Here is an 18,874-nt window from a genome sequence, read left to right as displayed (position 1 = left end):
TCAGTGCCGCCCTTCTGCCGGCTTCTCGGAACGCTGCCGGCGCGAGCTGCGCACCATCAGATGGGAACGCAGCGCCAACGATGCCCGCAACGTCCAGCGCAGCGGAGCCAGCCACCAACCGGAATGCCGGTCGGCCAGAAAGATATAGGTGCTCCGGTGATGCGCCGCGAGGTGGCTTGCCGGATCGTGTCCAGTGGAGTGGCCCTTGTGGTGCAGCACTTCGGCCGACGGCACGTAGACGTTGAGCCAGCCGGCCTTGCCGAGCCGGTCCCCCAGGTCGACGTCCTCCATATACATGAAGTAGCGCTCGTCGAATCCGCCGATCTGAGCGAAGGCCGAGCGACGCACCAGCAGGCACGATCCGGACAGCCAGCCCACCGCCCGCTCGCTGGGTTCCTGCCGCTCCTGGCGGTAGGCCGCCGTCCACGGATTGCGTTTCCAGAACGGTCCGATCACCGCGTGCATGCCGCCGCGGATCAGGCTGGGCAGATGGCGCGCCGACGGATACACCGAGCCGTCCGGGTCGTGGATAAGCGGGCCCAGCGCGCCGGCCTGCGGCCAGCGGGTGGCCGCCTCCAGCAGTGCGTCGATGCTGTTCGGGCCCCACTGCACGTCCGGGTTGGCCACCAGGACCCAGTCGTCGATCTCCCCGCGCTCACCGAGGTGTTCGATCGCGCGATTGACCGCGGATCCGTAGCCGAGGTTGGCTCCGGTGCTGAACAACCGCACGTTCGGGTAGCGCTGGACCGCCGCCTGCGGGGTGCCGTCGGTGGAACCGTTGTCGGCCATCAGGACGCTGACCGGGCGCTCGGTGGCCAGCGACAGCGAAGCCAGAAAACGTTCGAGGTGGTGGCCCGGCGAGTAGGTCACCGTCACGACCGGCAGGACGTCAGTCACGCGTAGAGATTATCGGTCGTTCGGCCGCGACCGGCCCCCCAGACGAGGCGCGCGCGGCCAGCGCGGCGACAAGCGCGGGGCGCCAGGGCCGTAACGGCGTCATACCCGCCGCGACCGACTGCCGGCTCGACAGCGCGGTGTAAGGCGGCCGCGGTGCGGGACGGGGAAATTCTGCGGTACTCACCGGGGTCACCCGCTCGGGGTCGGCGCCACACTCCTCGAACACCGCGCGGGCCAGCCCGAATCGGGAGACGACACCCTCGTTGGCGGCGTGCAGGATGCGGCCGGTGAGGCCTCCAATGACAAGGTCGACGACCTGGAGCAGTGCGGCGGCCAGGTCGGCGACGTAGGTCGGCGAACCGACCTGGTCGTCGACGACCTTGATCGGGCCGTTGACATCACTGCCGGCCGCGAGCCTGCGCATGACCGCTACGAAGTCCTTGCCGGTACCGCCCGTGTAGACCCAGGCGGTCCGGAGCACGATGGTCTCCGGCAGCGCCGCCAGTGCGGCCACCTCGCCGGCGCGCTTGCTGCGGCCGTACACGCCTTGCGGCACGGCCGTGTCGCTGGGCTCGTAGGGGTGGGGCGCGGCGCCGCCGAAGTCGCCGTCGAACACGTAGTCGGTCGAGACGTGGATCAGCCGGGCGCCGGCTCGCGCGCAGGCCCGCGCGATGTGCGCCGGCGCGGCTTCATTGACCGCGTACGCCCTGGCGACGTCGCTTTCCGCGCCGTCGACATCCGTGTACGCCGCGCAATTGACAATGACATCGCCGCTTTTAACGATCGCCTCGGCGGCGGCCGGGTCGGTGATGTCCCACTGCGCGGACGTCAGCGCGAGGACATTGCGCCCCTGGTCAGCGCCTTGCCTCGCCAGGCAACCGCCCAGCTGCCCGCCGGCTCCGGTGATGACGATCCTGCCTGACATGGTTCGAGTCTGGCATGTCCCGAAAAGGACGGGCCACGCCGCTGCCGGCTACGCGAGAAGCGCCTGTGTCGCAAGTAATCTAATGTGATGCCTGTGCAACGTGTGGTTCGTGTTGTTGCCACTGTGCTAACCGTCGCCGTCGTCATCGGCACCGGTGTGGCGTGGAATAACGTGCGCGCATTTGAAGACGGCATCTTCCACATGTCGGCCCCGTCACTCGGTAAGGGCGGCGACGACGGCGCGATCGACATTCTGCTGGTCGGCCTGGACAGCCGCACCGACGCCCACGGCAACGCGCTGACACAAGAGGAACTGGCAACCCTGAGGGCCGGTGACGAGGAAGCCACCAACACCGACACCATCATCCTGGTCCGGATACCCAACAGCGGGAAGTCGGCCACCGCGATCTCGATTCCGCGGGACTCCTATGTCACCGCCCCCGGCCTGGGCAAGACGAAGATCAACGGCGTCTACGGCCAGACCCGGGAAGCCAAGCGGGCCAACCTGGTCAAAGCCGGCGACTCGGCCGACGATGCCGCCATCCAGGGGACCGAGGCCGGGCGCGAGGCCTTGATCAAGACCGTCGCCGACCTCACCGGTGTCACCGTCGACCACTACGCCGAAATCGGGCTGCTCGGCTTCGCGTTGATCGCCGACGCGCTCGGTGGTGTCGACGTGTGCCTCAAAGACGCCGTCTACGAACCACTTTCGGGTGCCGACTTCCCGGCCGGTCCGCAAAGACTCGACGGCGCGGAGGCGCTGAGCTTCGTGCGCCAGCGCCACGACCTACCCCGCGGCGACCTCGACCGGGTGGTGCGCCAGCAAGTCGTGATGGCATCGCTGGCCCATCGGGTGATCTCCGGCAAGACGCTGTCCAGCCCCGCCACGCTGAAGCGGCTGGAGGCGGCGGTGCAGCGCTCGGTGGTGATCTCCCAGGGTTGGGACGTCATGGATTTCGTCCAGCAGCTGCAAAAGCTGGCCGGCGGTAACGTCGCGTTCGCCACCATCCCGGTGCTGGACGGAGCCGGCTGGAGCGACGACGGCATGCAAAGCGTGGTGCGGGTGGACCCGCACCAAGTCCAGGACTGGGTCGCGAGCCTGCTGCACGAGCAGGATCAGGGCAAGACCGAGGAACTCGCCTACACACCCGCCAAGACCACCGCCACGGTGGTCAACGACACCGACATCAACGGACTGGCGGCAGCGGTGTCAGACGTGTTGAGCTCCAAGGGATTTACCACCGGCTCCGCCGGCAACAACGACGGCGGCCACGTCAAATCCAGCCAGGTGCGCGCCAACAAACCCGACGATATGGGAGCGCAGGAGGTCGCCAAGCAACTGGGCGGACTGCCCGTCGTTCCCGATGCGTCGCTGGCGCCCGGTGCGGTCCGGGTGGTGCTGGCAAGCGACTACACCGGACCAGGCTCCGGCCTGTCGGGCTCGACGACAGCACCCGCGCGGGTGACGAACCAGTCGGCCACCGACCCCAATGTTCCCGCGCCATCACCGATCCTGACGGCCGGCAGCGACAAGCCGGAGTGCATCAACTGAGCACGCTGTCCGGGGCGATCCTCGATCCGATGCTGCGGGCCGACCCAGTCGGACCGCGCATCACCTACTACGACGACGCAACCGGCGAGCGCATCGAATTGTCCGCGGTGACCCTGGCGAACTGGGCCGCCAAGACCGGCAACCTGTTGCGCGACGAGCTGGGCGCCGGCCCGGGCAGCCGGGTGGCGATCTTGCTGCCGGCGCACTGGCAGACCGCGGCGGTCTTGTTCGGGGTGTGGTGGATAGGCGCCGAAGCCGTCCTCGACGGTTCCGGACCGGCTGATCTCGCCCTGTGCACCGCCGAGCGGCTGGACGAGGCCGACGGGTCGATCGAGCCGGGTGGCGAGGTTGCGGTGCTGTCGCTGGATCCGTTCGGCCGGCGCGCGCCGGACCTGCCGATCGGCGTCACCGACTACGCCACCGCGGTGCGGGTGCACGCAGACCAGATCGTTGCCGAACGCCACCCCGGCCCGGCGCTGGCCGGCCGCTCCGTGGACGAAGTCCTGGCTGACTGTGAAAATTCCGCGGCGGCAAGGGGTTTGACGCCTAAAGATCGGGTGCTTTCCACCGCCTTGTGGCCCGGCCCCACCGAGTTGGTCGACGGCCTGCTGGCGATCATGTCCGTCGGCGCGTCGCTGGTGCAGGTGGCGAACGCCGATCCGGCGGCGCTGCAGCGCCGAGTCGAAACCGAGAAAGTCACCCGCGTTCTCTGAGGTCGGGCGCTGCCGGGGCCGACCTCAGCCTGCATTCATATTGATATGGCAATACGTAGTTGTTAACGTCGAACAAGCATTGGCTAAACGCTTCGACAACACGTGGTCGCTTGGCCTACGCGTGCCAGGTAACGTACTGACAACGATTGTCATTAACAATCGAGTGGCAGAACCGGACGATTGACGGCCCGGTAACCGGATGAGGAAGGTTCAGACGATGGCGGTGTACGGGCTCTTGGCGAAGGCAGCCGGAACGGTATTCACCGGCCTGGTGGGGGTAACGGCCTACGAGGTGGTGCGCAAAGCCGCGGCGAAGGCACCGCTGCACCAGACCGCGGTAGCGACCGCGGAGCTCGGTCTGCGCGGCACCCGCCGGGCCGAAACGGCCGCGGAGTCGGCGCGCCTACGGCTCTCCGATGTGATGGCCGAAGCCCGCGAGCGCATCGGCGAGGAGGCGCCCACCCCGTCCCTGGGCGACACCCACGACCACGACCACTGATCGCTCGTCATGAGCCTCGCGATCGTTGAAGACGTCGCACCTACCGAAACCCCTTCCCTAGAAATACGTTCCGATGCCGCAGGGCGCATGCGGGTCTTGGCCCCGTGGGTGCGTGCCGACACGCGGCGAGCCGTCGCGGTCGAAGAGGCCGTGGCCAAACAGGCCGGCGTACGCGCCGTACACGCCTACCCGCGCACCGGTTCCGTCGTCGTCTGGTATTCGCCGCTCCGCTGCGACCGTGCCGAGCTGCTGACGGCGATCAGCGGTGCCGAACACGTCGCCGCCGAACTGATTCCGGCGCGCGCGCCGCATTCGTCGGAGATCCGCAACTCCGATGTGCTGCGCATGGTCATCGGCGGCCTCGCCCTGAGCTTGCTCGGGGTGCGCCGCTACGTGTTCGGCCGGCCACCACTGCTCGGCCCGAGCGGCCGGGTGGTCGCCACCGGCGTCACGATATTCACCGGCTACCCGTTCCTGCGCGGTGCGCTGCGGTCGCTGCGGTCCGGCAAGGCCGGTACCGACGCACTGGTCTCGGCCGCGACCGTCGCGAGTCTGATCCTGCGTGAGAACGTGGTCGCGCTGACTGTGCTGTGGCTGCTCAATATCGGTGAGTACCTCCAAGACCTGACGTTGCGAAGGACCCGCCGGGCCATCTCGGAACTGCTGCGCGGTAGCCAGGACACGGCGTGGATTCGGCTGACCGACGGCCCGCAGAAGGGCACCGAAATCCAGGTACCGATCGACAGTGTCGAGATCGGCGACGAGGTGGTGGTGCACGACCACGTCGCCATCCCCGTGGACGGCGAGGTGGTCGACGGCGAGGCCGTTGTCAACCAATCCGCGATCACCGGGGAAAACCTGCCGGTGAGCGTCGGCGTGGGAACACACGTGCACGCCGGCTCGGTCGTGGTGCGTGGACGCGTCGTGGTGCGCGCCGAGGCCGTCGGCAACCAAACCACTATCGGGCGCATCATCACCCGCGTCGAGGAGGCGCAGCACGACCGGGCGCCGATCCAGACGGTCGGCGAAAACTTCTCTCGCCGTTTCGTTCCCACCTCGTTCATCGTTTCGGCGATCACGCTGGCGATCACCGGAGACGTCCGGCGGGCGATGACCATGCTGTTGATCGCCTGCCCCTGCGCGGTCGGTTTGGCCACCCCGACCGCGATCAGCGCCGCGATCGGCAACGGCGCGCGCCGCGGCATCCTGATCAAGGGTGGATCCCACCTCGAACAGGCGGGCCGGGTCGACGCGATTGTGTTCGACAAGACCGGGACGCTGACCGTCGGGCGTCCGGTAGTCACGAATATTGTTGCCATGCATAAGGATTGGCAGCCCGAGCAGGTCCTGGCGTACGCGGCCAGCTCGGAGATCCACTCCCGTCATCCGCTCGCCGAAGCGGTGATCCGTTCCACCGAGGAACGTCACATCAGCATCCCGCCGCACGAGGAGTGCGAGGTGCTGGTGGGCCTGGGCATGCGGACCTGGGCCGATGGCCGCACCCTGCTGCTGGGCAGCCCGTCGCTGCTGAAGGCCGAAAAGGTGAGGGTGTCGAAAAAGGCGACGGAGTGGGTGGAGAAGCTGCGGCGCGAGGCCGAGACTCCGCTGCTGCTGGCGGTGGACGGCAAGCTGGTGGGGCTGATCAGCCTGCGTGACGAGGTCCGGCCCGAGGCGGTCGAAGTGCTGACAAAGTTGCGCGCCAACGGGATTCGCCGCATCGTGATGCTCACCGGCGACCATCCGGACATCGCACAGGTGGTCGCCGACGAGCTGGGCATCGACGAGTGGCGCGCCGAGGTGATGCCGGAGGACAAGCTCGAGGTGGTACGCGGGCTGCAGAACGAGGGCTACATCGTCGGCATGGTCGGCGACGGCATCAACGACGCCCCGGCCCTGGCCGCCGCCGACATCGGAATCGCCATGGGGCTGGCCGGAACGGACGTCGCCGTCGAAACCGCCGACGTGGCGTTGGCCAACGACGACCTGCATCGCCTGCTCGACGTTCGGGACCTGGGCGCCCGGGCGGTCGACGTGATCCGGGAGAACTACGGCATGTCGATCGCCGTCAACGCCGTTGGGCTGATCATCGGGGCGGGCGGCGCCCTGTCCCCCGTGCTGGCCGCGATCCTGCACAACGCGTCATCGGTTGCGGTGGTGGCCAACAGTTCCCGGCTGATCCGCTACCGGCTCGACTGAGCGCCGCGGCGAAGTCCCGGCATATGCACCTTGTGCTATTTGAAAATTATTTTCAATAAGGGTTGACTGCAGCCATGACCGGGCCGCTGGACAGACTGGTGTTGGGTGCCGATGGCGTTGGTAACGCACACGATCCCGACCGGGGAACACGCGCCATCCACCTCGCCCAACTAGTCCGTTCCAGCTTGAAACTGGATGATGGGGTGGCCGTGACAGTGCAGCAACTGAGCTGCCGCGAGCCAGGCTGCCCGCCGGTCGAGACCGTCATTGCTGTGTTGGCTGCGCCAACCCGGCGCTGGCATGTCCACTACCCGTTGACCGCCATCACCGACCAGATGATGGCGCGCCTGCTCCTTGAAAATCCCCACGGAGACCCTCATGGCAACGACTGATCAACGTATTCCTGTGACGGTGCTGACCGGATTTCTCGGCTCCGGCAAGACAACACTGCTCAACCGCATCCTGAGCGAGCGCCACGGCAGGCGTATCGCGGTGATCGAGAACGAATTCGGTGAGGTCGGCGTGGACGACGCACTGGTGCTCGATGCCGAGGAGGAGGTGTTCGAGATGAACAACGGCTGCATCTGCTGCACGGTGCGCGGTGACCTTATCCGGATTCTCGGCGCCCTGATGCGTCGTAAAGATCGCTTCGACGCCATCATCATCGAAACCACCGGGTTGGCCGATCCTGCCCCGGTCGCCCAGACCTTCTTCATGGACGACGCACTGCGCGCACAGCTGCGCCTGGATGCGATCATCACCGTCGTCGACGCCAAACACGTGCTCACTCACCTCGAGGAAGTCAAGCCGGACGGAGTGGAAAACGAGGCCGTCGAGCAGATCGCGTTCGCCGACAAGATAATTCTCAATAAGCAAGACCTGGTGGATGCCGGGCAGATCACCACCGTTGGCCGTCGTATCCGTGGCATCAACGCTGCTGCGACGGTGCTGCCCGCTGTGCGCTGCGACGTCAACCTGGCCGACGTGCTCGATGTGCATGCCTTCGACCTCGCACAAGTCTTGGCGGGCGAACCGGGATTCCTCGATCCCGATAGTGAGCACCGCCATGATGACTCGGTAAGTAGCGTCGGCATCGACGTCGAGGGCACCGTCAACGTCGAAAAGCTCAACGAGTGGCTCGGTCGGCTGCTCGCTGAGCGGGGCCCAGACCTGTTCCGCAGCAAGGGCGTACTGAATCTGGCCGGTACGGAGCGACGTTATGTGTTCCAGGGCGTGCACATGCTGCACGATGGCGAGTTGAGTGCCCCGTGGCGTCCGGGTGAGTCCCGGCGAAACCGGATGATCTTCATCGGCCGCAATCTGGATCGTGCCGAGCTCGAGGCGAGTTTTCGGGCGTGCATCGCCGAAGCACCCGTGACCGCATGGCGGTCGAAGTGACTTCCGGCTCGGTCACCCAAGAGGCGCTGTGGCAGATCGACATCGGCGAGCCGGTGTTGGCGATCGCTTCGCTTGCGGGCAGGGTGATCATCGGAGGCTCAGAGGGCCGAATTCTTGTCGCGGACACCGACGGCCGCGCACAGTTGCAGCTGGCGCTCGACGACTTCCTGCTGGCCATGGCCACCAGCCCGGACGGCGCCCAGCTTGCCGCCGGCGGCTCCCAGCGACTCAGGCTATTCGACCTCGTCACCGGCTCGCCGCTGGCCGACCACCCGCACAATTGGTGTGGGTGCCTGGCCTGGGCTGCCAAATCCGGCAGCCTTGCGGCCGGCGACGCCCGCTTGGTGCGGATCTACGCGGCCGACGGGCGATTGCGCTGGACTTCACCACCGCTGCTGAGCACGGTAGCCGGGCTGAGCTGGATGCGCGATGACGGGCGCCGGTTGGCAGCAGCCGCCTACCAGGGTGTCTCGATCTTCGAGCCCGACGCCGATCGCGCCACCGCGCATCTCCCCGCCCCAGGCGCGATCGCCGGGATCGCCGTCTCCCCCAACGGGCGATGGGTGGTCGGCGGCAGCCAGGATGCCACCTTGCATGGTTGGAATGTGCGGGACGGCAGCGACTTTCGGATGAGCGGCTTCCTGAAATCGGTGTCACGGCCGAGCTTCGAACCGTCCGGTCGCTGGATGTGCTGCCACAGCGGCGACACCGTCGTGTGCTGGGATTTCTCCGGTTCGGGACCCACCGGCCGGGACGGCGTGCTCGCTGAGGGCCACCGCGCCAACGTCACGGCGCTGACCTGGGCACGCACCGGGAGCTCTGTCCCGATCCTGGTCTCCGGTGACGCCGCCGGCGATGTCGCACTATGGCGACTGGGGCCAACCGCTCGCTCAGGGGGGCAGATCAGCCCGATCTGGACGACGGCCACCGGCGACCCCGTCGACGCACTGGCCGCCACCAGCGATGGAATCTTTTCCGGACACCGCTCCGGCGCCGTGCGCTACTGGTTACCCCCTTGGCCCCGCGGCTCCCGCTGACGACTCAAAGCACAGAGGGCAGGTTCCGTAGAAGTCGATCTGGTGGGTGACGTCGGTGTAGCGGTGTTTCTGAGCGAGTTGGCTTGTAAACTCTTCGATTTCGTCTGCGGTGAAGCCGATCGCCCGCCCGCAGCGTCGGCATAGTAAGTAATGCCGGTGTTGGGAAGTGGTGCGCAGCCGGTACAGCATCTCGCCGTCTTCAGCGCGCTGGGTTTCGGTGATTTTCTTGTCGGTGAACAGGCCCAAGATCCGGTAGACGGTCACCAATCCGATCCGGACGCCCTGTACGTGGCGAAGATCGTCATAGAGTCGCTGGGCACCGCGGAAGCGGTCGCTGCGATGCAGCAGATCGAGCAATGCTCGTTGCTGGGCGGTCATTCGGGTCCGGCGTAGTACCCGCGGCGCGGGCATCGTTGCGCTCCTCGGCTTGCTTGTCTTACTGCGCCGCCGGTGTATCGCGCGGCCGGCGCCCTCGGGCGCTGATCACGGCGGCGACGAGGTAGGTCGTTGCGGCGGTGCTCATGATGGTGAAGGTGGCCGGCGCCGCAGGAACGGCGTAGGCGATGGTGACCCCGATCCAGATCGCGGCGGTGGCCAAGACCGCAGACAACCAGAATCCCCGCCAGGGATGGGTCGTCAGCCGCACGGCGGCGGCGGCCGGCGCGGCGAGCAGGCCCAGGACGACGAGTGCTCCGATGATCTGGGTGGCCTCGGCGACCGTAATCCCCACGATGACCAGGAAAAGCGTGCTCAGCAGCCGGGTCGGTACGCCGGCGGCCTGGGCGACGCCCGCATCGATGGTAGCGAACAGCAGCGGTCGCGCGATCGCGATCAGAACGGCGCCCACTGCGGCGGCGACCCCCACCGCGAGGGCACTCGCTTGGTCATTGATCCCAAAGATGCTGCCGAACAAGACATTAACGTTGGCCGTACCGTTGGTACCGCTGCCGTGAGTGGTGTAGTAGGTCAAAAACAGCGCGCCCAAGCCCAGTATCCAGGAGAAGAACGAGCCGATCGCGACGTCGTCGGCGCCGCGCCGGTTGATCAGACCCAACGCGATTCCGGCAATGATGGTGGCGGCGAACAACCCCACCCGGGGGTCCAGCCCGGCCACCAGAGCCGCCATGGCGCCGGTGTAGGCGATGTGTCCTTGCGCGTCGCCGGCGAATACCTGGCCGCGCAACACCAGGAAGAAGCCGGCCAGCCCGCACACCACCGCCACCGCAGTCCCGGCCACCAGCGCATGGGTGATGAAGGGGTGGGCCAGCATATTCGTGAGCCCGGCGAATGGCCCCGACGCGCTGGCGCGTCCACCGAGGATTGTCATGCCGCCACCGCCGGGCGAGTTGGCGACTGCCGTCGGTCGATCCGACGCAGTGTCCGCTCGACGCTCGCCCGATAGCCGACGGCCACCAAATAGACGCCGAACGCGAGGCTGCTCACCCAGAACCCGATCGGATACGGCGAATAGAAGGCGCAGCCGATCCCCGCCCAGGTCACGGTGACCGCTATGAGCACCGAGATCGCAATGCCCATCGCGGGACGGGCGGTGAAGTGGAATGCGGCCGCCGGTGGGGCGACCAGCAGCGCGAATACCAAGAGGCTGCCGGTGATCTGGCTGGCACCGGCGGCGGCGGCGCCGAGCACCAGCAGGAACACCCCGGCGACCAATCGGGTCGGGACCCCGTTGGCGGCGGCGGCGTCGGGGTCGATCGAGGCCCATAGCAGCGGGCGCCCGATGGCGGCCAGCACGATCAGGCAGACCAGTGCGGCGATGACCAGCACACGAAGCTGCTGAGAGCTGACCCCGGCGATCGTGCCGAACAGCAGATTGGTCAGCCCCGAGAGGAATCCGTGATAGAGGCTGACGAACAGAAACCCGGTCGCCAACGCGAGAGCCTGAATCGTGCCGATCCCGGCGGACTCGTCGCTGAGGCCGCCCATGCCGCGCGCCTGGGTCGACGTGGGCAGCAACGCGATCGCCGCCGCGGCACCGATGCAGGCCGCGAAGTACCCGTAGCCGGTGGCCACGCCGAGCCAAGCCGCGGCGGCGGCGCCGGGGAAGCCGACGATGGCCAGGGTGTGCCCGGCGAAGCTTTCCTTGCGCAGCACCATCACCCAGCCGACCACACCGGCAAGCACGGCGACGACGGTGCCGGCGCGCACCGCGGTGACCATGAACGGGTAGTCCCACATCTGTTGCACATCGGCGATCAGATCCCAGGTCAGCTGCGGATTCATGCCCGCACTCCGGCGATCTGCGAGGGAGCGGCATCGGGCTGGCCGACAACGAACAGGTGCCCGGCCCGGTCGTGAAGCACTTCGATTGGGATGCCGTAGAGCGCGCTGAGCTGATCGGCGGTGATCACCTCCTCGGGGGATCCGATCACGGCCGACCCGCCGGCGATGTAAATGACGCGATCCAGGTAGGGCAGGATCGGGTTCACGTCGTGGGCCACCATGACCACCGCGACGCGCTCTCGGCGGCAGATGTCGCCGACCAGAGCACTGATCCCGGCCTGGCTGGGCACATCGAGGCTGTCGAGCGGCTCGTCGAGCAACAGCAGTTCCGGCCGGCGGATAAGGGCTTGGGCGATCAGCAGCCGCTGCTGTTCACCACCGGAGCAGCGCCCGATCGGACGCCGGGCATAGTCGGTGGCACCGACCAGTTCGATTACCTGCTCGAGCCGTCGTCGCCGTTCCGCGAACCGTCGCGGGGCGATAACCCGGGTGAACCAGGGCAACGGCGTTCCCCACCGCGCACCGTCCAACCCCAGGGACACCACGTCGATGCCGCGGATGGGCACGCTGGCGTCGAATGCGCGCCGCTGTGGCAGGTTCCCGATCCGGTTATTGCGCCGGCCGGGGCGCGCACCCAGGACCTCGACCACGCCGTGCGACGGTGTCAGCCCCAGAAGCACTTTCAGCAGCGTCGACTTTCCGCAGCCGTTAGGCCCCAGTACCGCAACGAACTCGCCTGCGGCGACGTCGAGGGACACGTCCGACCACACCGTCTTGCCGCCCACCACGGCCGAGGCACCGCGCATCCGGACCGCGATCTCCCCGGCCGGCGGCGCCGGGTTGACCTGCTGGCCGGCTGGTCCGGGATCCGCGACGGTCATCTATTTTCCTATGGCCGTATGTAGAGCATCCGCCAGTGCGGACAACTGCGCGGATTGCCAATCTTGAAACGACGCGCTTGCCGGCGACAGTGTCTCGGTCACAGTGGTGACGGGAATGCCCTGATTCTTGGCCGCGTCGACCTGGGCCTGCACGTCCGGGGTGTTGTTTTGGCTGTTCAACACATACACCTTGATCGCCTTTGTTGCGATCTGGTGGTCAATGGTCGCCTTGTCCGGCGGTGCCGGATCGGTGCCTTCACTGATTGCCTTGAGGAACTCCGGTGGCGTAATCAGGTTCAGCCCCAACGCATCTGAGAGGGGGGAAAAGATCGATTCGCTGGCACCGACCGGCGTCCCGGCGTACTTGGCTTTGATGCTGGCGATCAAGCTGTGGTAGTTGGACAGGCCCTGGTTGAGGAACTGCTGGTTCTGCTGATCGAAATACGCCGAGTCGTTCGGGTCCGCCTTCTTGTAAGCGGCGGTAATCGCGTTGGACACCTTGGTGACCGAGTCGGGTGAATACCACTGGTGCGGGTTGCCTCCCGCAGGGATCCCGACGGTGTCACCGACATTGACAACTGCTCGCCGCGGATTCGGGTCGGCCGCAATCATTTTGTCGGCCCAGGCGTCGTAGCCGATGCCATTTTCGACCACGATCGCCGCGTCGGCGACCATGCGCGCATCAGCGGCCGACGGCTCATAGCTGTGCGGGTCGGTGTTGGGATTGGTGATGATGCTGGTCAGCTGGACTCGGTCACCACCGAGCTGTGCGGCGATGCTGCCCCACGCGTTGATCGTCGCGATGACAGCGATTTTGGAGCCGGCCCCGCTGCTGCTCGTGCCATTGGATCCGGATTGCGGCCCGTTGCCGCCGCTACACGCAACCGTACCGAGCAGTATCGCGACCATGCCCAGCGCTGCCGATACCGTGAACCTGTGCCGACCGGGTCGACCGTCCATCAAACCTCCCGAGCATGGAGTAATGAAAATGGTTTTCATTAGCGATACCGCGCGATCCTAACACGGGACTGCGGCATTCGCACGGGCCGAGTTGCCGACGACGCCGCACGCGGCGGGGCGAGGTTACCTATGCGGCACGGCCGGCGACAGCATCAACGACGCCGGCTGGTCCGCGACCGGCGTCGGCCAAGCGCCGCAGGGAATGCTCGAAACATGCTGATAGCCAACGTCTCTCAGCTGATTGATTTGCCACCATACTATGCACTGGCCCGCTCCGATCAGCTGCTGCGATGACTTCCATCGATAACACTCATGGCGTCGCACTGGTACCCATACCAAGGAGGTGGATACCGTCGGGTAAGCAGAGCGAGGCGAGGGGGCCGAAATGCTTACCGCCGTCGCTAAATCGATGACCAACCGAAGCCAAACAGCGAGGCTGCGCTGATGTCGAATACCGTAGCTTCCGTCTTCGACAGACTGGTCAACGCCGAGCCACCCGGCCGGAAGCGACTTGTATTCGACACCGCCTGCGTGGTCGGTGGCAGCATCGCCGGGCTGCTCGCCGCCCGGGTACTTTCCGACTTTGCCCGCCACGTCGTCATCATCGAGCGCGATGAACTCGGCGATCGAGCGTCGCGCCCCGGCGTGCCCCAGGGACATCAACTACACGTGGCGTTGGCGGCCGGGCGGCGGTGGATGGACCGATGGCTTCCCGGTTTCAGCGAAGAGGCGCTGGCACGAGGGGCCGTCAGGATCACTTCCGAGGATCAGACACTCGACGGCGATTTGGTGGCGCGAAGTTCCCCCCACTACGAAATGCTCGGCGCCACGCGGCCCTTGCTCGAGTCAGCGGTTCGTACCAAGGTGTTGTCACTGGCCAACATCTCCGTGCAGCGTGCACAGGCGAGGGGTCTGCGATATCGAGACGGCGCGGTAGCGGGGATCGAGTTCGTCGGTCGTTCCGGTGCGGCCGTATTGGAAGTCGACTTTGTCGTCGACGCGATGGGTCGGTCCAGCCGGCTATCGCGTTGGGTCAGCGATGCCGGCTTCGACCGTCCGCGACTGGAGCGGTTGGCCCTCCCCATCAACTACGCGACGGCCATCTTCGAGCGCTCCGAGGCATCGGCGGATTCCGGTGGCACCTCAACCTTGTCGATCTTCAGTCCAGGTAACACCGTCGACGGTGTCGCCATTGCGAGCGCCGCCGAGGTCGAAAATGACCAATGGATGGTCTGTTTGATCGGTTGCGGGGATGACCGGCCGGGGCAGACGGCCGACGATTTCCGGGCTAAATGCGCCCAACTCGAATCCGTTTATGCGACAGCGACGGCCGGAAGGATCAGCCGTGACGTCGCCACATACCACCAGACAGAAAGCAGGCGGCGGCATTTCACCGGCCTGGACAACTTTCCGGCCAGGCTGGTCTGCGTCGGAGACGCGGTGGCGTCCTTCAATCCCGTCTACGGGCAGGGCATGTCCTCGGCCGCGCTGCAGGCATCCTGCCTGTCCTCGTATTTGTCGGATGCCGGTGGATTCGACTCCGTTGCACGGGATTTCTTCCGCCTTCAGCGGGTAGTGGTGGACGCGGCGTGGGACGTGTCGACCGCCGGTGACCGTGCGCGTCTAGATTTCCTGAACGGCGCGGCGATAACCGAAGTCACGCGTCACCAGCGATGGAGTCAGGATCAGATAGTACGTGCCACGCTTGCCGACAGCAGCATCGCGGAACTCTATAGCGACGTTCGGTACATGCTGCGTCATCCGTCTGCGCTCGCGCATCCCGCGCTCTTGGAGCGGGCCGTGGCAATCAACTCGGCCTCGTCTTCGGCGGCGTCGTAACCACCGGTGAAGCGGGCTGAAACGTCGTGCCGTCGCGCCGGATGAGGGGCGCCTGTTGTAGCGCGCTCATGCGGTCGCGGAATTCCTCGATCAAGTAACGCTGCCGCTGCACGGCTGCCTGCGCAGCCGCCTGCGCGGTGTCGACGATCAGCCGTGCCAGTGCTTCAGATCCGTTGTGGTAGGCGTTATCTCCTAGCCATAACCCCGTCATCGCACCCAGGCCGTCGACTTCGACACTCACCGACTCACACCTACTCGTGGCACGCACCGAGATGGACTTGCAGTGCTGGTCCATCGCTTGGAGCAAGTCGCGCTGCTTCTCGATGCGCGCGATCAACGAATCCGCAAGTCCGCCGGTCAAATCGGGGTCATCCAGGTATCGGGCACGCCGTCGGAGTCTTCGCCTCGCAGCTCCGCCTCGGCCTGGGTCAAAGCCTCCTCGGTGCTGAGATCAAGGCCGCGAATGGCGTTTGGGCCAAAACCACGAGCAACAAGGTCGCGACGACGCGCGACCTGCATACGCCGGGCAGAAAGCTGACACAGCAAAAGAATCTCACGTGCCAATTGCGTTGGAGGTTTTGATAGTTCGCGTTGATAGATCTTGAGTCCTATCGGCAGTCCGCGCTCGGTCGTTCGAACGACGATCCCCCCGTTCGAGGAACTCAGCGATCCATCCATCTTGGTTACCCTCGCCAAAGCTTCGAAACCCTATGCCCTGCAGCTTAGTACAATCGCAGTCGACCCCGTTGTAGTCATCTGTCCGGCAAACGTCGACGCTATCTGTGTCACCGTTCCCCGAACCGAGGCCGAACGAAAGGGAGTTGGGGGCACCGATGAGTGGTGAGAACAGGAACGCGCAGCGTGTCTTCGATGCGGGGGTGCTCTCGATGGGCATTCAGATTGATGGTCTGGAGGTGGACCGCGATATCGGCTACGCGGCACGGGCATTCCAGCGGGCAACCGAGTACGACCCGGACATGTGCGACGCCTGGCTTGGCCGCGCGGCCGCGGGCGAGACCACCGCGGAGGTAATTCACCATCTGCACCGGACCAGCAAGTCGCTGGGACGCGAGCAGCGTCGGCTGGGGCTGCCACCGCGGGCGCTCTGCGGGCGTTTCGAAACCGGTCTTTACGTGGATTACACGTTGAGTTCGATGACCGAAGTCAAGCTGGCCTACGTGGCAAGCCTAATTCAGGGCAAAGACTATGACGAAGCCGAGCAGACGCTCGACGAACTCGCTGCCACACGCGCCACCATGCCCGATCCGGCCACCGACGATATCTGCGCCTACATGCGCGGCATCCTGTACTTCACCACCCAACGCTGGCCCGATGTACTGACGGCACTGGCACATTCCGCGGACTTCACCGACCCGTACCTGGCCGCGGGAGCCCACCTCATGGTGGGCTCCGCGTGCGCACAGATGGGTTTGTTCGGCGAAGGGCTGCGACGCCTCGACCAAGCGCTCGAAGGCCCGATCCCGGCTGCTCGCCGGGCCGCCGAATTCTGCAAGGGCCTCACGCTGCGGGAAATGGGCGACGAGCCCGAAGCGCGGAAGATCTTTGAGCGAATCTACAGTGAAGAGCCCGCGTTTGAGGCCAATTACGCGGCCCTCAAAGACCCCAAGTACCGCCTTGTCATCACGACCAACGAAGTGATCGAATCCCGTACCGACAAATGGGATCCCACCAGCTCGCCCACCTCGGCTGACCTTGACGCCGAGAGCATGACCGAACGCGGTAACGAACACCTGCGCGCCGCCCAGGAAGAGCTCGACCGCCAGGTCGGCCTAGCCGAGGTCAAACTGCAGGTGGCCAAACTCCGATCGGCGGCGCAGCTGGCGAAAATGCGTGAAGACAAAGGACTCAGCACCGGTTCACGTAGCCTGCATCTGGCGTTCACCGGTCCGCCGGGAACCGGTAAGACGACGATCGCACGCGTGGTAGCTAAAACCTATTGCGGGCTCGGGCTTCTGGAATCGCTGAATGTCGTCGAAGCAAAGCGGCAGGACTTCGTCGGTCAACACCTCGGCAGCACCGCGATCAAGACGAGCGCGTTGATCGACACCGCCATGGGCGGTGTGCTTTTCATCGACGAGGCTTACACGCTGATTCAAACCGGTCTGTCGGGCGGAGACGCGTTCGGACGCGAGGCGGTCGACACGCTGTTGGCCCGGATGGAAAACGACCGTGACCGCCTGGTGGTGATCATCGCCGGGTACGACGCGGAGATCGACCGCTTCCTGGCGTCTAACGAAGGCCTCTCCTCGCGATTCACCAAACGGATCAGGTTCCCGTCCTACGGCCCGACCGAGTTGGGCGACATCGGTCGGCTGATCGCGAAGTCGCGCGACTCCGAGCTGTCGCCGGACGCCTACGACGAATTGGTGAACGTCTGCACGCGGTTGTGCGGCGAGCAGTCCACCGATCACGACGGCAACGTCCGCAAGAGCATCGATCTGGCCGGCAACGGGCGCTTTGTGCGCAACGTGATCGAGGTGGCCGAGGAGGAACGCGCCTACCGACTCACCGAGGGTCTGGACTCGGGGCTGCACAGCCTCGACGAGGATGCGCTGGTGCGCATCGAAGGAAGCGACATGAAAGCGGCGTTGGCCGGCATTCTGCAGACGCTGAATCTGAACTAGCACTGGAGATCGTGTGACATATCGTGATTACGCCGGTGGGGCCAATGGATCCGACGGTAGTGCCACCGGCGGCCCGTCCCGACCAGCGTCGGCGCCGCCGCGCCCACCGCACGACACGCACTTCACCACCGCCACACCCGACGACCCGTCGCCGACGGACGCCATGAGTTCACCGGCCGCCGACGAGCTCGGTCTCGTCCGCCCGACGAGGCGCGCGCCCCGTCACGGTTGGCGAAAGACGTTGCACCGCATGACCGGCGGCTCGGTGAACCTCGGCGAATCCGGGGCGGAGGAAAGTTTCCGGAGATTGTCCGAACGTGCCAATCAGCCGGTGCGGGGTTCCTACAGCATTGCGGTGCTCTCCCTCAAAGGGGGCGTCGGTAAGACCACGACCACCGTCGGGTTGGGCGCGACCTTTGCGTCGCTGCGGGGCGACCGGGTGATCGCGGTTGACGCCAATCCCGACTTCGGGACGCTCGCCCAACGGGGTCCGAACGAGACCCGCTCGACGGTGCGCGATCTCTTGAGCGACGGCGACGTCGTTCGCTACCCGGACATGCGGCGGCACACCTCGCAAAGTCCCAGCCGCTTGGAGTTCTTGGCCTCGGAGCGAGATCCCGCTGTCTCCGAGGCATTTTCGGAGCGCGACTACCGCGCCGTGCACCGAATCCTGGATCGCTTCTACAACATCATCCTCACCGACTGCGGGACGGGCATGACGCACTCGGTCATGCGCGGCGTTCTCGACACCGCCGACGCGCTGATCGTGGTTGCCTCGCCGGCCGTGGACTCCGCGCGAAGTGCCCTGGCGACGCTGGATTGGCTGCAGCACCACGGTTATGCCCATTTGGTCCCCGATGCCAGGGTGGTTCTGAGTTCGGCCAGGCCCGGCGCGATGCCGCTCGACCTCGACAAGCTGGCCGAGTATTTCCGATCGCGGGTGCGCTCTCTGTTCGTCATCTCCTACGACCAGCATCTCGGCGAGGGCGGAGAAATCTCGTTGGAACTGATGAAGCGCAAGACCCGGCTCGAATACATGGAGCTGGCCGCCTCGGTCGCCGACGGATTCGGCCGGAGAAATCGTCCGTAGGG

The 18,874-nt window shown here is 66.0% G+C and carries 18 protein-coding genes and 1 pseudogene; 10 read left to right on the top strand and 9 right to left on the bottom strand.

What is annotated here, in order from left to right; translation table 11 throughout:
* On the bottom strand, positions 1-897 hold the full coding sequence (locus tag OK015_RS08000) for a glycosyltransferase family 2 protein (RefSeq protein ID WP_268130542.1): 897 nt from the start codon (positions 895-897) through the stop codon (positions 1-3).
* Positions 890-1,822: a dTDP-4-dehydrorhamnose reductase gene (gene rfbD / locus OK015_RS07995; protein WP_268130541.1), complete on the bottom strand. Its 933-nt coding sequence runs from the start codon at positions 1,820-1,822 to the stop codon at positions 890-892. The genes OK015_RS08000 and rfbD overlap by 8 nt, the downstream gene beginning before the upstream one ends.
* An 84-nt stretch (positions 1,823-1,906) precedes the next feature.
* Here rfbD and OK015_RS07990 point away from each other — a divergent pair, with 84 nt between their 5' ends.
* The 7 genes from OK015_RS07990 (at position 1,907) to OK015_RS07960 (ending at position 9,216) form a co-directional block, all read left to right on the top strand.
* Positions 1,907-3,373 (top strand): LCP family protein, encoded by a 1,467-nt coding sequence (locus OK015_RS07990; protein ID WP_442791220.1) that lies wholly within the window; start codon positions 1,907-1,909, stop codon positions 3,371-3,373.
* The gene (locus OK015_RS07985; protein ID WP_268130537.1) at positions 3,361-4,086 is read left to right on the top strand and encodes a TIGR03089 family protein; all 726 of its coding nucleotides are present in this window, start codon (positions 3,361-3,363) and stop codon (positions 4,084-4,086) included. The genes OK015_RS07990 and OK015_RS07985 overlap by 13 nt, the downstream gene beginning before the upstream one ends.
* 217 nt (positions 4,087-4,303) lie before the next feature.
* Positions 4,304-4,585, top strand: coding sequence for a DUF1490 family protein (locus tag OK015_RS07980; protein ID WP_268130536.1), 282 nt, complete (start codon positions 4,304-4,306; stop codon positions 4,583-4,585).
* Between the two features lie 9 nt (positions 4,586-4,594).
* Positions 4,595-6,781, top strand: a complete 2,187-nt coding sequence (ctpC, locus tag OK015_RS07975) for a manganese-exporting P-type ATPase CtpC (protein WP_268130535.1) — start codon at positions 4,595-4,597, stop codon at positions 6,779-6,781.
* A 74-nt stretch (positions 6,782-6,855) separates the two neighbouring features.
* Positions 6,856-7,173: a hypothetical protein gene (locus tag OK015_RS07970; protein WP_268130534.1), complete on the top strand. Its 318-nt coding sequence runs from the start codon at positions 6,856-6,858 to the stop codon at positions 7,171-7,173.
* On the top strand, positions 7,160-8,179 hold the full coding sequence (locus tag OK015_RS07965; RefSeq protein ID WP_268130533.1) for a CobW family GTP-binding protein: 1,020 nt from the start codon (positions 7,160-7,162) through the stop codon (positions 8,177-8,179). The genes OK015_RS07970 and OK015_RS07965 overlap by 14 nt, the downstream gene beginning before the upstream one ends.
* Entirely contained in the window at positions 8,164-9,216 is a 1,053-nt protein-coding gene (locus OK015_RS07960) for a WD40 repeat domain-containing protein (protein ID WP_268130532.1), read from the top strand. The genes OK015_RS07965 and OK015_RS07960 overlap by 16 nt, the downstream gene beginning before the upstream one ends.
* Here OK015_RS07960 and OK015_RS07955 read toward each other — a convergent pair.
* The 5 genes from OK015_RS07955 to OK015_RS07935 are packed head-to-tail and all read right to left on the bottom strand — an operon-like array spanning position 9,187 to position 13,298.
* Positions 9,187-9,627 (bottom strand): Fur family transcriptional regulator, encoded by a 441-nt coding sequence (locus OK015_RS07955; RefSeq protein ID WP_268130530.1) that lies wholly within the window; start codon positions 9,625-9,627, stop codon positions 9,187-9,189. The two genes, OK015_RS07960 and OK015_RS07955, sit on opposite strands and share 30 nt — an antisense overlap.
* 25 nt (positions 9,628-9,652) lie before the next feature.
* Positions 9,653-10,543: a metal ABC transporter permease gene (locus OK015_RS07950; protein ID WP_268130528.1), complete on the bottom strand. Its 891-nt coding sequence runs from the start codon at positions 10,541-10,543 to the stop codon at positions 9,653-9,655.
* Positions 10,540-11,457 (bottom strand): metal ABC transporter permease, encoded by a 918-nt coding sequence (locus OK015_RS07945; RefSeq protein WP_268130527.1) that lies wholly within the window; start codon positions 11,455-11,457, stop codon positions 10,540-10,542. The genes OK015_RS07950 and OK015_RS07945 overlap by 4 nt, the downstream gene beginning before the upstream one ends.
* Positions 11,454-12,338, bottom strand: a complete 885-nt coding sequence (locus tag OK015_RS07940) for a metal ABC transporter ATP-binding protein (protein ID WP_268130526.1) — start codon at positions 12,336-12,338, stop codon at positions 11,454-11,456. Before OK015_RS07940 ends, OK015_RS07945 begins: the two co-directional genes overlap by 4 nt.
* Positions 12,339-13,298 carry a metal ABC transporter solute-binding protein, Zn/Mn family gene (locus OK015_RS07935; RefSeq protein WP_268130524.1) on the bottom strand — a complete coding sequence of 320 codons (960 nt, stop codon included), beginning with the start codon at positions 13,296-13,298 and terminating at the stop codon, positions 12,339-12,341. It abuts the gene before it with no gap.
* Between the two features lie 444 nt (positions 13,299-13,742).
* Here OK015_RS07935 and OK015_RS07930 point away from each other — a divergent pair, with 444 nt between their 5' ends.
* Positions 13,743-15,137 carry an FAD-dependent oxidoreductase gene (locus OK015_RS07930; protein WP_268130523.1) on the top strand — a complete coding sequence of 465 codons (1,395 nt, stop codon included), beginning with the start codon at positions 13,743-13,745 and terminating at the stop codon, positions 15,135-15,137.
* Here the strand turns inward: OK015_RS07930 and OK015_RS07925 are convergent.
* Both OK015_RS07925 and OK015_RS07920 read right to left on the bottom strand, forming a co-directional pair.
* The gene (locus tag OK015_RS07925; protein ID WP_268130521.1) at positions 15,106-15,498 is read right to left on the bottom strand and encodes a YbaB/EbfC family nucleoid-associated protein; all 393 of its coding nucleotides are present in this window, start codon (positions 15,496-15,498) and stop codon (positions 15,106-15,108) included. The two genes, OK015_RS07930 and OK015_RS07925, sit on opposite strands and share 32 nt — an antisense overlap.
* The gene (locus OK015_RS07920) at positions 15,495-15,815 is read right to left on the bottom strand and encodes a hypothetical protein (protein WP_268130520.1); all 321 of its coding nucleotides are present in this window, start codon (positions 15,813-15,815) and stop codon (positions 15,495-15,497) included. Before OK015_RS07920 ends, OK015_RS07925 begins: the two co-directional genes overlap by 4 nt.
* 155 nt (positions 15,816-15,970) lie before the next feature.
* Between OK015_RS07920 and eccA the strand changes: the two genes are divergently transcribed.
* Together eccA and OK015_RS07910 are read left to right on the top strand one after the other, a co-directional pair.
* Positions 15,971-17,782 carry a type VII secretion AAA-ATPase EccA gene (eccA, locus tag OK015_RS07915; protein WP_268130518.1) on the top strand — a complete coding sequence of 604 codons (1,812 nt, stop codon included), beginning with the start codon at positions 15,971-15,973 and terminating at the stop codon, positions 17,780-17,782.
* An 88-nt stretch (positions 17,783-17,870) separates the two neighbouring features.
* A pseudogene (locus OK015_RS07910) lies at positions 17,871-18,872 on the top strand (MinD/ParA family ATP-binding protein); the annotation flags it as partial.
* Positions 18,873-18,874 lie beyond the last annotated feature (2 nt).

This window comes from Mycobacterium sp. Aquia_216, assembly GCF_026723865.1.
In the GTDB taxonomy this organism is placed as follows: Bacteria; Actinomycetota; Actinomycetes; order Mycobacteriales; family Mycobacteriaceae; genus Mycobacterium.
The sequence above is the reverse complement of the archived record's forward strand: the minus strand, read 5'-3'. Positions and strand labels throughout refer to the sequence as shown.

Excerpts from the sequence above, each read along its gene's own strand:
- rfbD (WP_268130541.1), bottom strand. The coding sequence starts at position 1,822 with ATGTCAGGCAGGATCGTCATCACCGGAGCCGGCGGGCAGCTGGGCGGT.
- OK015_RS07980 (WP_268130536.1), top strand. The coding sequence starts at position 4,304 with ATGGCGGTGTACGGGCTCTTGGCGAAGGCAGCCGGAACGGTATTCACC.
- ctpC (WP_268130535.1), top strand. The coding sequence starts at position 4,595 with ATGAGCCTCGCGATCGTTGAAGACGTCGCACCTACCGAAACCCCTTCC.
- OK015_RS07970 (WP_268130534.1), top strand. The coding sequence starts at position 6,856 with ATGACCGGGCCGCTGGACAGACTGGTGTTGGGTGCCGATGGCGTTGGT.
- OK015_RS07965 (WP_268130533.1), top strand. The coding sequence starts at position 7,160 with ATGGCAACGACTGATCAACGTATTCCTGTGACGGTGCTGACCGGATTT.
- OK015_RS07960 (WP_268130532.1), top strand. The coding sequence starts at position 8,164 with ATGGCGGTCGAAGTGACTTCCGGCTCGGTCACCCAAGAGGCGCTGTGG.
- OK015_RS07955 (WP_268130530.1), bottom strand. The coding sequence starts at position 9,627 with ATGCCCGCGCCGCGGGTACTACGCCGGACCCGAATGACCGCCCAGCAA.
- OK015_RS07950 (WP_268130528.1), bottom strand. The coding sequence starts at position 10,543 with ATGACAATCCTCGGTGGACGCGCCAGCGCGTCGGGGCCATTCGCCGGG.
- OK015_RS07945 (WP_268130527.1), bottom strand. The coding sequence starts at position 11,457 with ATGAATCCGCAGCTGACCTGGGATCTGATCGCCGATGTGCAACAGATG.
- OK015_RS07940 (WP_268130526.1), bottom strand. The coding sequence starts at position 12,338 with ATGACCGTCGCGGATCCCGGACCAGCCGGCCAGCAGGTCAACCCGGCG.
- OK015_RS07935 (WP_268130524.1), bottom strand. The coding sequence starts at position 13,298 with ATGGACGGTCGACCCGGTCGGCACAGGTTCACGGTATCGGCAGCGCTG.
- OK015_RS07930 (WP_268130523.1), top strand. The coding sequence starts at position 13,743 with ATGTCGAATACCGTAGCTTCCGTCTTCGACAGACTGGTCAACGCCGAG.
- OK015_RS07920 (WP_268130520.1), bottom strand. The coding sequence starts at position 15,815 with ATGGATGGATCGCTGAGTTCCTCGAACGGGGGGATCGTCGTTCGAACG.
- eccA (WP_268130518.1), top strand. The coding sequence starts at position 15,971 with ATGAGTGGTGAGAACAGGAACGCGCAGCGTGTCTTCGATGCGGGGGTG.